Annotated in this window: 10 protein-coding genes; 6 read left to right on the forward strand and 4 right to left on the reverse strand. The window is 30.0% G+C overall.

Annotated elements, in window-relative coordinates; translation table 11 throughout:
- Nucleotides 1-71: 71 nt before the first annotated feature.
- Nucleotides 72-704, reverse strand: coding sequence for a DUF4397 domain-containing protein (locus ACX0KU_RS10745; protein WP_472989900.1), 633 nt, complete (start codon nt 702-704; stop codon nt 72-74).
- A gap of 173 nt (nt 705-877) precedes the next feature.
- Between ACX0KU_RS10745 and ACX0KU_RS10750 the strand changes: the two genes are divergently transcribed.
- The 5 genes from ACX0KU_RS10750 (at nt 878) to ACX0KU_RS10770 (ending at nt 7,948) form a co-directional block, all read left to right on the forward strand.
- A complete protein-coding gene (locus ACX0KU_RS10750; protein WP_472989901.1) occupies nt 878-2,233 on the forward strand; it encodes a metallophosphoesterase family protein in 1,356 nt (451 codons plus the stop codon).
- Nucleotides 2,230-4,800 (forward strand): ATP-binding protein, encoded by a 2,571-nt coding sequence (locus tag ACX0KU_RS10755; RefSeq protein WP_472989902.1) that lies wholly within the window; start codon nt 2,230-2,232, stop codon nt 4,798-4,800. The genes ACX0KU_RS10750 and ACX0KU_RS10755 overlap by 4 nt, the downstream gene beginning before the upstream one ends.
- Before the next feature lie 159 nt (nt 4,801-4,959).
- The gene (locus tag ACX0KU_RS10760) at nt 4,960-5,325 is read left to right on the forward strand and encodes a response regulator (protein WP_472989903.1); all 366 of its coding nucleotides are present in this window, start codon (nt 4,960-4,962) and stop codon (nt 5,323-5,325) included.
- Nucleotides 5,326-5,524: 199 nt separating this feature from the next.
- Nucleotides 5,525-6,742: a transposase gene (locus tag ACX0KU_RS10765; protein ID WP_472989904.1), complete on the forward strand. Its 1,218-nt coding sequence runs from the start codon at nt 5,525-5,527 to the stop codon at nt 6,740-6,742.
- A 69-nt stretch (nt 6,743-6,811) separates the two neighbouring features.
- Complete coding sequence (locus tag ACX0KU_RS10770; protein WP_472989906.1) at nt 6,812-7,948, forward strand: aminopeptidase; 1,137 nt, start codon at nt 6,812-6,814, stop codon at nt 7,946-7,948.
- A 102-nt stretch (nt 7,949-8,050) separates the two neighbouring features.
- On the opposite strand, the gene ACX0KU_RS10775 is transcribed toward ACX0KU_RS10770, so the two are convergent.
- The 3 genes from ACX0KU_RS10775 to ACX0KU_RS10785 form a co-directional block, all read right to left on the reverse strand.
- Nucleotides 8,051-10,498, reverse strand: coding sequence for a DsrE/DsrF/DrsH-like family protein (locus ACX0KU_RS10775; RefSeq protein WP_472989907.1), 2,448 nt, complete (start codon nt 10,496-10,498; stop codon nt 8,051-8,053).
- A gap of 53 nt (nt 10,499-10,551) precedes the next feature.
- On the reverse strand, nt 10,552-10,842 hold the full coding sequence (locus ACX0KU_RS10780; RefSeq protein WP_472989908.1) for an ArsR/SmtB family transcription factor: 291 nt from the start codon (nt 10,840-10,842) through the stop codon (nt 10,552-10,554).
- A gap of 360 nt (nt 10,843-11,202) precedes the next feature.
- Nucleotides 11,203-12,543: a D-alanyl-D-alanine carboxypeptidase family protein gene (locus ACX0KU_RS10785; protein ID WP_472989909.1), complete on the reverse strand. Its 1,341-nt coding sequence runs from the start codon at nt 12,541-12,543 to the stop codon at nt 11,203-11,205.
- Nucleotides 12,544-12,660: 117 nt separating this feature from the next.
- Between ACX0KU_RS10785 and ACX0KU_RS10790 the strand changes: the two genes are divergently transcribed.
- Nucleotides 12,661-13,260, forward strand: coding sequence for an NUDIX hydrolase (locus ACX0KU_RS10790; protein ID WP_472989910.1), 600 nt, complete (start codon nt 12,661-12,663; stop codon nt 13,258-13,260).
- Nucleotides 13,261-13,309 lie beyond the last annotated feature (49 nt).

Genomic DNA, 13,309 nt, shown 5'->3' on the forward strand with positions numbered 1-13,309 from the left:
AGCTCTACCACATTTTTTCTATTTAGCTAACTTGATGTAAGAAACTCCTTCTCGTTCCTCGAATGAGTAACTTAAAACTCAATATAAGAGCTGCCATCGAGAGGTATTACTACTTGTAGAGTTGGAGTTCCATTTAAAAGTCCAACAGCGTAAATAGTATAATACCTTCCAGCCCTAAAAGTAATATTAGGAACAGTTAAAGCTATATCGGATGATCCTGTAGGCCTTGCTTGAAGAGTATATGTTCCAGGATTTAAAGGTACATATTCAGTCGCTTCTTCAAAGGTCACATCTTTAAATAATATATTACCATTTAGAATAGTTATATCTACAGCAGGAGTGTTTGGAGATAAGTGAACAAATCTTACATAAACCTTACCTGGTTCCTGTTGAATTTTAGGTTCTTCAAAAGGAATAAGTTCTATATCTTTCAGTAGACCAGTGGCTGCTATAGTTTGTATTACTTCATTTCTAAAGTTATAGTTAGTGTCTATAACTGGATTAGTAGTAGTTCCCTTAGCAAAAACTCTTACATTGTAGACACCTGGAGCTACAGAAATATAAGGAGTAAATTGTTTATAAGATAAATTTCTAGCAATTACCTTATCATTTAAGTAGATGTCTACGGCAGGAGCATCTGGAGATGCATGAAATAATCTCATAAAAGATTTTTCAGGCGTTCTATAATATGGATTAAAAAACATACTTTCATTCACCTTTCTAAAAAAGTACTACAAAATACAATATGTAGATATATAGTTATATGTTCCAGTAATTATAAACTTTGAAAATATATTTAATACTTCTAATTTTTGTTATAAAATTAAGATATAACTTTGAATTCAGAAAACTTTAACTTCAGAAGAGGAGACCTTGAATGAAAAATGGAACAGATTACAAATTGAGATTTATTCATGCATCAGATACACATTTAGGAAGTGTTATAGCTATAAGTGATATTCAGGAAGAAGATACATATATAAAGTTTAATGTAGCTATGTATGAAGCTTTTAAGAAAATTTGTGATGAGGCAATTAAAAATTCAGTAGACTTTATTATATTGGCTGGAGATATCTTTGACAGAGAGCTTAGGACAGTTAGAGCAAGTAGCTTTTTTTATGAGCAAAGCAAGCGACTTAAAGAACATAATATAGATATTTATTTAATAAGGGGAAATCATGATCCTGTTGGAGAAGGTAGAGAGATCTTCTCTTTACCAAGTAATGTATATATATTTGATCATAATAACCCAGAGGTTTTTGATATTTATAAGAATGAAGAAATTGTAGCAAGGATTGTTGGACAATCCTATAAAAGTAAATGGGAAGGGAAAAAGATTTTTAAGAATTATAAGTTAGAAGGTGATGAAACTTATAATATTGGAGTTCTACATACAGGACTTGAGAGTGAAAAGAGTAATTATATTCCTTGTAATGTTGAAGAACTAAAGTCTATAGAGAATATTAACTATTGGGCCCTTGGACATATACATAAATGCAAAGTAATCAATGATAAAAATCCTTTTATAGCCTATCCAGGAGTACCACAAGGTAGAGATATAGGGGAATTGGGTATTGGAGGATGCTTTCTTGTAGATATTATGAAAGATTTAACTGCGAAAATAAGATACATTCCAACGTCATCCTTTGTGTGGATTAAAGAAGTGGTTAATATAGAGACAGATTGTGATATTAAACCAATGAATTTAAATGATATTGAAGAAATGTTATTTAAGAGAGCAGAAAACATATTAAACAATAAGTTAAGTATACCCTTAGATATAAAGTCTCTATATGAAGAAGATATTAGAAATAATTATATAGTACATTGGGAGATTAAAGGAAGAGGGGAAATAGATAAGATTCTAAGAGAAGATGAGTACAATGTATGTAGCTATCTAAAGGAACGATTAAATAAATATTTCCAAGGAAATTTCACGTGCATTTATACGGATTCTATAAAAATTAATACTTCAAAAGAAATTCCTATTGATTATTTAAATAACAATGAAGTTATTAGAGAAATGAATGAAATTATGGAATCAATTTTTAATGAAGAAGATCTCAAAAATAAATTTATTGATAACTTAGGAAGTGTATTTGAAGAGTATAGAGATGCTGAGGATATCAATGAAGAAAAACTAGTTTTAGATGAAGAACTCATAGATGAAATACTTAAACTTTCAAAAGAGATTATTATAGAAAAACTATTAGAAAAAGGAGAAAATTATTGAGAATAAAAAGAATTTATATAAAGGATTTTGGGATTTTTAGAGAGGAAAAAATTGAAGAACTCAATAAGAATATAGTAGTAATAGGAGGACATAATAGAGCAGGTAAAACAACTTTTTCCAGATTATTTAGACACTTAGGCTTTGGTTTTGTACATAAGGATAGAAGTATTCCGGAAGCAAATGTGGACTATGGAGTAAGCTATGACATTGAAACTATAGAAGGTGAAGTATTCAACGTAAACATTGAGGGAAAAAAGCTCCCAGAAGTAAAGGGAATTAATACAGATAAAAGTATATCTATTGAAGAGCTATTTGGAAATATAGACTATTTTACTTACAAACAATTATTTGCTATTACCTTAGATGAGTTACAAAATACCTCTACAGATAATCCAGAAGAAATTGATAACATGCAAAGTATACTTTTGGGAGCTGGATTCAAGCAAATAATTCAAATTCCGAAAATTTTAAAGGATTTAGAGAGAGATTCAAAAAAGCTTGGAGGAAAAAATGGGAATCCTTCTACAGCACAGTTTAAGCCGTATTATACAGAGATAAAAGAAGGTTTAAGGTTGAGAGATAAAGCAAAGCTTCAAGTTGATGAATACTATGATAAGAAAAATGCCCTTAATGATGTTGAGAAAAAGATTTTTGATTCAAAAAAAGAGCTTGTGCAAGTTAATAAAGATATAAGATTTCTAAATTTATTAAAAACTAATTTTAATCAGTACGAAAATCTAAGAGCCTTAGACTATAAACTAAATAAGGTAGATTTTAATATATCATTAGAGGAATCAAAAGAGTTAATATATAAACTTCTGAGTTTTAAAGAAAAAATTATAAGCATAAAGGAAGATATTTCTGGGATTGATGAGAAAATTAAAAATTATAATGAAATTAAGGATAATTGTTTTAAACTTAAATCATTAATATCGAGTAAGATACTAGATATTAATGAGGAATGGAAAGACGATTTTAATGCAATATTAAAGGTAAATACAGATGCTCTAGAATTTTATAAATTAAGTGAAATTGTAGAAGGATACAAAGAGTTAATTTACAAGAGAAAAGAATTAGAGAGCGAAATTACGGGTATAAAATCTAATAAAGAAATCATGTCAAAAACAGCTCCTAAAAGAGAGTTATTAGACTTAAATAAGCTTATAAGTAAATATTTTTATATAGCATTATGTGTAGCAATTCTAGGAATTGGACTCGCTTTTATTGATTATAGAATCGGATTAGGAATTACTATATCTTCTTCGATTTTTTCAGGAACTTTTATTATTATAAAATACTCTTCTAGCAAAAAGTATTGGGCTAATCAAGATATTTATTCAAAATTAGAAGAGTTATCAAGAGCGTTTAATGAAAAGAGTGAGGAACTAGATGAAATAGAAAAAAATATAAGTGAAAGAAATATTAAAATTCAAAATTATAAAGATATGCTAAGCATAAAAGAAGATATATCAGGAGAGATGTTAAAAGATTACTTTATACAAATAAGGGATATAAAAAAAGATATAATTAATCTTCAAGAACTTATAAATAAGGCAACAATAATAAAGGATGAGATAGAAGAAAAGCTTTATTTTATAGTAAGTTTGATTGAGGAGTTTTGTGAGTTAGAGGAAGATAGTAATTTATCAAGTATAAAAGAAAATATAATAAAAAATTCACGGAGTATATTTTTAAAATTTAAAAGATTGATTAATCACTTAGAACATGCGGAAGGCTTAAGGTCATTAGAAATAGAAAGAGACATTATTGAAAAAAGTTTGAAAGGTATGTTTAAAATAATAGATTCAAAAGATAAAAGAATAGATTTTAGAGAGTATTTTGAAAAGTATACAACTTTTGAAGAGCTAGAAAAAGAATATTTGCAATCTGAAAAAATAAGAGTGAGCATTGAAGAAGATGTAGAAAAACTTATAAAATCTAAGCATTTATTCGAATTAGAACTTAAAAAGCTTTTATCAACAAAAGATATAGAAGTTGCACAGAGAAAAATTTATAGTGCTAAAAAAGAATTGCTTCCAATTGCAAAAAAGTATGCCTCATTAAAAGGTGCAGAATTCATATTAAAGAAAGTTCAAGAAGGCTTTATTGAGAAAACAAAGGATTCTCTTTTAAAAGGTGCATCTAAGTATTTGGAGGAAATAACGAAGGGAGAATATATAAATATTTTACCAGGAGAAGAGTTGGGAAGTTTAGATTTTAAAGCTATATTAAAGGATGGAAGTGTAAAGAAAAATACTAATATTTTAAGTAGAGCGACGAGAGAGCAATTATTCTTATCTGTAAGGCTGAGCAGAATAAAAGAAATATATCCTTCTCTTCCTATAATTTTAGATGATTCTTTTGTAAATTTCGATGAAAATCATACCAAAGAGGTAGTTAAGATACTGGAGTATTTATCTAATACTAATCAAATATTTATAACTACTTGCCATTCCAGATTAGTAAATTATATAGGAAGTGTATCAGATAGAGTAGAATATATTAAACTTGAAGAAGGAAAGTTCATAAGTTCAAGTAAAAAAGAGTTAAGCAGTTATTTAGACTAGTAAGGATATCATAAATTAAGATTATTCACCCTCATAAATGGAAAAGATATAATTTGAATTAATTATATAGACTAAATATCGATATAAATGATAAAATATTATTTAATTGGAAAAAGTGAAAATATTTATTAAAATTAAGATATAATAGGGGAGATTAGAATGAAGGCATTGATTGTTGATGATTCACAATTTATAAGACTTAGTATATCAAATTATTTAAAAAATAATAATATTACAGTTGTTGGTCAGGCTTCTAATGGAAATGAGGCAATTGAGCTATATAAGAAATTGAGACCGGATGTAGTTACTATGGATATTACTATGCCTGATATGAACGGAGTAGAAACAGTAGAAGAAATTATAAAAATTGACCCTAAGGCCAATATAATAATTTGCTCAGCAATAAATCAAGAGTCACTACTTATAGAAGCTATAAAGGCAGGAGCAAAAAGTTATTTAATAAAGCCATTAAGTGAGGGAAAAGTTATCTTAGAAATAAATAAATTGTTATATGCTAAGCATTGAGTGCTAATTTCATAGAGGAGGTAAAGCTATGGGAGATCAAAGATTAAAAAAATTAGCAAAACTTTTAGTTGAGCAAATTTCATATTTTTAAATAGTTGATATAACTAATTTTTTTATAAATCAAAAAGGAGATTCACCCCAAATTGTTGAATATATTAAGTGCAAGCAAAATCACCAACAAAAGGAGTGAACCTCACTTATGTATATTCAACAACAATGTCTATTATCCTTTGAGGAAATTATAAAATATCAACCAAAAACAAAATTAGAGTTGATTCTTGCTCAATTAGATTTTACTAATATCTTGAATTTTTTATCTCCTAAAAGCGCTATGCGCGGCCCGAAAGGGCGGAATCCTTTAACTTTGTTATATTCATTAATTGCAATGCAGTTAGAGCAAATTAAAACAGTGAAAAAACTAGTCGATAGACTTAAAACAGATCCTGTTTTCAGATATACCTGCGGTATTAACATTTTGGATACTGTACCTTCTGCCTCAACATTTAGTAGATTTTTAGATAAAATATCTAGCACTAATGAGCTTGAAAGAGATTTTGAAGCTCTTATATTTAAAGCAAAAGAATTAAACATTATTGATGGTAAAAATGTTGCTATAGATTCTACTAAGTTAAATGCTTATGAAAAATCTAAACCATCATCTAAGCTTAAAAATGATGGAGTTTCTCCTAACTGGGGAGCTAAAAATGATACAGATGGCAATAAAATAAAGTGGTTTGGATTTAAATTACACATACTTGCTGACTGCAAAAGTGAATTGCCATTAAGCATATTACTAAGTCCTGCTAGTTATAATGATGGAGATATAGCTTTACCGATAATAGCTAAATTTAAAAACACCTATGGTCCGACATTTAAACCAGTGAATTACATTATGGATTCAGGCTATGACTATAAAAAAGTCTATGATTACATCACTCATATTATTAAAGCTCAACCTATAATAGCATTGAATACTAGAGGAGCATATGCCCCACCAGAAGGAATGAATGAGAACTTTCATCCAATATGCTCTCTTGGATATCCATTAGCGTATTGGGGAAAGGATGGAAACTATTTAAAGTTTAGATGTCCTCATGCAACTGATAAAGTAAACTGTCCCTCCGGGATGAAATGGTGTAGTAATTCTAATTATGGTCTATGCTATAAAGTAAATTATAAAAAAGAGAACAGATTTTATAGCTATCCTTTAAGAGATTCAAAAAAATGGCAAGATGTTTACAATAAAAGAAGCTCTATTGAAAGATGTAACTCTCGCTTAAAGGAATATCTGAGCACTGATAATATCCGTTCCAAAGGAATCCGTAAGGCTAAAATATTTGCTTTATTAAATTGTATTACATTAGTAGCAGCTACTATTGCAATTAATCAGCCTGACGGCTTAAAGAAAGTAGCGTAAAATAATTTTCAAAAATTAATAGGTTATCCACAGGCACGGTAGTGCTTAGCTTTGCTATTATCTTTTTTAGTGTTTTTAGTAATTTATTTTTATGAGTATTTAAAATCTAATTGTGCAATTTGCTCAGTTAACTACTCAACAGGGATTAAGAAAGGTGATTTTGTTCTTGTTCAATGTGAAGATGTAGCAACTCCATGGATGGTAGAAGTTGTTAAAGAGGCACTATTAGCGGGTGGTCATGTAGAGACTAATCTAACTTCTCATGAAGTGAGTCAAGCTAAATTAAAATGTAGCAGTGATGAACAACTACAAGAAGAAAACTTTATCCAAAAGGTTGCCTTAGAAAAAGCAGATGTTTGGTTAACAGCTTGGGGAACAAGAAATACAAAAGCAAATTCAAATGTAGAGCCTAGAAGGCTTCAGTTAAGCACTAAAGGTGCAGCAAGCTGGAGAAAGATATATTCAGAGAAGATGGGGAACGGATCGCTAAGATGGTGTGGAACACAATTCCCAACCTATGCAGATGCACAAGAAGCTAATATGAGCTTTGAAGAATATGAAGATTTTGTTTATGGAGCAGGACTATTAGATAGTGAAGACCCAGTAGCTGAATGGAAGAAAATAAGCGATTATCAAGAAAGATGGGTAAAGTATTTAAATAGTAAAAATGAATTACATATAATTTCAGAAGAAACTAATATAAAGTTAAATATATCAGGAAGAAAGTGGATTAACTGTGATGGTAAAGTTAACTTTCCAGATGGAGAAATATTTACCTCTCCTGTAGAGAGTGGTGTAAATGGATATATTACCTTTAGCTTCCCAGGAATTTATATGGGAAAAGAAATTGAAGGTATAAGACTTGAAGTTAAAGATGGTAAAGTTATAAAGGCAACCGCCAAAAAAGGAGAAGACTTATTAAAGATTCTTTTAGAAACAGATGAAGGAGCTTCAACTTTTGGAGAGGTTGCAATAGGAACAAACTATGGAATTCAAAAGTTTACAAGAAATATGTTATTTGATGAAAAGATTGGTGGAACAATTCATATGGCTATTGGAGATTCTATGCCAGAAGCTGGAGGGGAAAATAGGTCCACAATTCACTGGGATATGCTTTGTGACATGAGAAGTGGTGGAGTAATATATGCTGATGAAGAGCTATTTTATGAAAATGGAAAGTTCATTGATAGTGTATTAGAAAAATAATAAAAGACGCTTAAAGTGTAGAACTTTAAGCGTCTTTTATTTAGAGTAAGTATGGCGACATATATACGTTTAAATTATAAATAAAATATTTTGAGATAGATACTAAATAAATAAATTTACTCCTGATTGTTCGGCTTCACCCAGGTAGTATCCAACTCCACCTAGTTTAACGCCAGGAATTAATTCTTCTTGTTTAAACCCTAGAAGATCCATAGACATTTGGCAAGCAACTACTTCTACTCCATTTTTTATAGCAGCTTCCATTAATGATTCAAGAGATTCAACATTCTTATTTTGCATTATACCTCTTATCATTTTAGGACCGATTCCACCCATGTTCATTTGAGAAAGTTTCAATTTTCGTGAGCCTTTAGGCATCATAAATCCAAACATTTTTTCAATAAAAGTCTTTTTAACTGCAGAACTTTCATGCTTTCTCAGTATATTAATTCCCCAGAAGGTAAAGAACATAGTAACTTTTTTACCCATGGCAGCAGCACCATTAGCTATAATAAAGGAAGCTATAGCCTTATCTAAATCCCCACTAAATACTACCATTGTTTGACTATTTTTAGTTGGAATTACAACAGTATCTTGTGTGGTAGCAGCTACTTCTTGAAGATTTTTCTTTAATGTGGCTTTAATAATTCCTTTATCTCTGTTTAAGTTTACTAAATTGGTATTTGTACTTTTGCACCAAGATTTAATGTCTTCATAAAAACCAGGATCTGAAGCAGTAACATTTAAGCATTCTCCAGGATTTAATTCATCAACAGCTGATTTAACTCTCATAAGTGGACCAGGGCAACAAAGACCACAAGCATCTAAGTTTTTAATGATTTCTGAATTAGAATTTTTTAAATGTTCTGCCTTGATGGTATCTGAATCATTTTTTAATTTATTTGGTGTAAATTTAGAGGACATATATAGTTTGAAACCTCCAGTTACATTTTTAATGTTGAAACCATGTTGTTTTAATAATCTTTCAGCATAATATCCTCTTTGCCCAATTTGACAGTAAGTCCAAATTTCCTTTGATTTATCAAGATCATTTAATCTCTCTCTTAATTGCTGTAGAGGGATATGAACTGAACCATCGATTGTTCCTGTTTCTTGTTCAAGATCTGTTCTAATATCTAATAGAACTATATTTTCTTTATCTCTTGAATCTATTTCACGAGGAAGTACTGATTCTGACTTTCCAGTTATTATGTTTTCAGCTATATATCCTGCCATATTTACTGGATCTTTAGCAGAAGAGTATGGTGGAGCATAGGTTAATTCAAGTTCTGTTAAGTCAGTTACATTTCCTTTTAATCTTATAACAGTTGCAATATCGTCGATTCTCTTATCTACACCTTCATATCCAATTGCTTGAGCACCAAAAATCTTTCCTTCTTTATTAAAGATTAATTTTAAGGTCATTGGTGTTGCACCAGGATAGTAGGAAGCATGACTTTGAGGAAAAGCGTATATAACTTCATAAGGTATATTTAATCTTTGTAGTGTTCTTTCATTGTTTCCAGTAGAAGCACAAGTTAAATCACAAACTTTTAAGATTGAAGAACCTTGTGAGCCTTTAAAAGTTGTTCTTATGCCGCAAATATTATCAGCAGCTATTCTTCCTTGTTTGTTGGCAGGTCCTGCTAGAGGAACAGCTGTCTTTTGTCCATTGACAAAATCCATAACTTCAATAGCGTCACCAACAGCATATACATCTTTAATATTAGTTTCTAAGTTACTGTTTACTACTATATGACCCTTGGGGCCGAAATCTAATCTTGTATTTTTTAAGAAGGAAACATCAGGAGTTACGCCTATGGCTAAAATAACTATGTCCGTAGTCACGATTTCATCGTTATTTAGTCTTACGTTCAATTTATCTTCAATTAGATTAAATTGTTTAACACCGTTATTTAAAACTAAGCTAATACCATTGTCTTGAAGTTCTTTTTCTGCAATTGTAACCATATCAGAGTCAAAGGGTGCTAAAATATGAGGTGCAGCTTCAACTAAGGTTACCTTAATTCCTAAGTGGTTCAGGTTTTCAGCCATTTCAATCCCTATAAAGCCTCCACCTATTACTAGAGCAGATTTAAGATTATTTTTAGCAACATAATCTTTAATTCTATCAGTATCATGCATATTTCTTAAAGTAAATATTTTTTCATTGTCTATTCCAGGAATAGGAGGTGTGATTGGTTTTGCACCAGGGGATAGAACTAAGGCATCATAACTTTCAGTATAAGTACCTTTGTCGTTGTTTTTTATAGTGACCTCTTTTTTATCAGTGTCTATATCAATTACTTCACTTTTAGTCCTAACATCGATATTAAACTTTTCCTTCATATCAGTTGAAGTAGTAACTAAAAGATTTGATCTTTCTTGTATGACTCCACCTATATAGTAAGGTAATCCGCAGTTAGCGAAGGAAATATATTCTCCTTTTTCAAATAGTATAATTTCAGCTTTTTCATCTAATCTTCTAAGTCTTGCAGCAGCTGATGCGCCACCAGCGACTCCACCAACGATTAAAACTTTTTTATTCATATAAAACCCTCCATTAAATAAATTTTAAGATTTATAATTAAAGAGTAAGTAAGCTATTGCTCTTCATCATTTAGTAATATGTGTATTAACCTTACTATTTTTTGATTTGATATTCTATAATTTATTTCAAGACCATTTCTTTCACCTTCAATTATTCCAAGTCCCTTTAATATTTGTAAATGGCGAGAAACTGTAGGCTGTGGAATACCAAGACAGCCTTGCATAGTTGTAACATTACATGCACCTTTTTCAATTAATCCACGAATTATACATAAGCGAACTGGGTGAGAAATAGCCTTTAATAATTCGGCAGATTCTTCATATTTTTTAAAGTTATTATCCAAGTTTTCCACCTCTTTATATTACATATTTCATATATTTATATATTACAATATATCAATATATGTGTCAAATGTTTCTTATTATGATTATTAATATTAAACAAAAAAGTCGGCTACGCCGATTTTTTTCGCTAGGGGGACCTAGTCCCCCTTCGACGACGCTATGCGTCTGAGCACCCCCTTACTACGGCAATGGGTTCCCCCTATGCACACCATATTTTATAGGAAATTATAAGTTTATTTACAAAAGGATAAACTTATAATTTCCTATAAAATAAAAAAAGAAAATTGCATAAAGAGCAATTTTCTTTTCAATTTTTCTATTTATAAGTGTCACTATTCATTTATAGATTAGTCATATAGTTAAAACATTCGTCTATTTCGTCTTTTTCTTCTAAAGAGTTTTGAAATAAGTGCAACTATTAAAGCAAGTACAGCAAGTATAACTATTGCTCCAACACCAATACCAACATATAGTAAAGTATTACCTTTCATAACTTCTTTTGAGGAAAGCATAGGGTAGATATCATACGATCTTGAAGCTTCTCTCTCTTTTAAAACTAATTTACCAATACTATTATCAGTACTTAATTTATTGACCTTTATATCTTCAGAAAGTTTAAATTCAGTTTTTGCTTCTTTTTTATTAACGGTATTATCAAAGTAAGTTGCATCTTCCTTTAATATAACAGGAACTTTCACTTCTTTTTCAGGTCCAAAGAATTTTAAAGGTTTATATTTCAAAGTAAGAGACTTAAGTTCAGTATTAGCTTTATATAATGGGACTCTTTTAGCGGCATAACTCCAATTTATAATTCTTACCATATCATTAAAAACATAAGTATCATTAGAATCATAAACAGATTTTAATACTACACCAATAAGAACTCTTCCATCTTTTTCAAACATAGTAACGAGACATCTTCCAGCTTTAGAAGTATATCCAGTCTTTCCACCTATAGCTATAGCATTAGAAGCAGGAACTTCATTTAAATTGATACCTACTTTATCTGCAAAGGCAGTATCGATTTTTTGACCTAATAATTTATTTCTGTTTTCTACATAAGCTATTGTGCCATTTGAAATCTCGATTTTATCATTTGTAGTTGCCATAACTTGTTTAACCCAAGGATTTTTATAAGCTTCTCTTCCAATTATACTTAAATCATAAGCAGAGGTATAGTGATTATTTATATCGCTATCTAATCCATTCGCTGTAACAAAATGAGTGTTTTTGAGGCCCATTTTCTTAATTCGATTATTCATCATATTTGCAAACTCTGCAGGACTGCCAGCTAGGTTATCAGCAATCATATACGCTGAATCATTAGCTGAGAATAATAAAAGAGATTTCATTACATCTTCAGCAGTCATAGTGTCATTAACTCCAATTTTGCTTCTTCCTACTAAGTTGTAAAGGGAGTAATCAGGTTGTTTAGCTGCATTTTCTGTATATGTAATAGTATCTTTAAGTTGCCTATTTTCTGCAAGTAATAATGCAGTTAAAAGCTTTGTAGTGCTTGCAGGATACATTGGAGATACATCTATGTTTTTTTCATATATTATTTCTCCAGTAGCGGCATCAATTACTATAGCAGCTTTACCATTAATGGAGGGCACATCTGCATTAGCAGCGAAAGCTGTGGTAGAAAATGAAAATAGCAATAGCATTAATAATAATAAAGTTGATATTTTACGTCTCAAGATTCATCTCTCCCAAATTTATATTTTACTTCTAGATTTAAATACGATTTTAGTATAACATTTTAGTATGGTTTGAACAATATGAAAAAGACACTAAAAAGAGTAGGGGGAGCAATTATGGATGAAATTAAGAAAAAGTTTACAAATAGAAGAGCTACTTCTATAACAAAATTTAAACAGAGTGCTGTAATGATTCTACTTATAGAGGATAATGAGGAACTTTATATACTATTTGAAAAAAGAGCGCTTACAATGAGAAATCAGCCAGGAGATATTTCACTTCCAGGGGGAGCTATAGAAGAAGGAGAAAGTCCAAGGGAGGCATCTATTAGGGAAACAGAAGAAGAACTTAATATAAGCAGAAATAATATTGAATTCATCGGAGATATGGATTATTTTATCAGTCCTTATAATATCATTATATTTCCATTTGTAGGTAAATTAATTAATTATGAAGATATAAATCCTAGTAAGGATGAGGTAGATCATGTGTTTAAGGTTCCATTAAAGTTTTTTATGGAAAATGAACCTATATGTCACTATGTAGAACTAAGGCCAGAATTTACAGATGATTATCCTTTCCACTTAATAAATGGAGGAAAGCATTACAAGTTTGCAAGAAGAAAATATAATCAATATTTTTATATATATGGTGAGTATGTAATATGGGGATTTACTGCTCAAGTTATTAAGAGTTTTATTGATATTATAAAATAAAATTACACAGCAATATTCTTATAAAATACAATAAAGTAGGTTATATTAC

The organism is Clostridium sp. X (assembly GCF_055755365.1).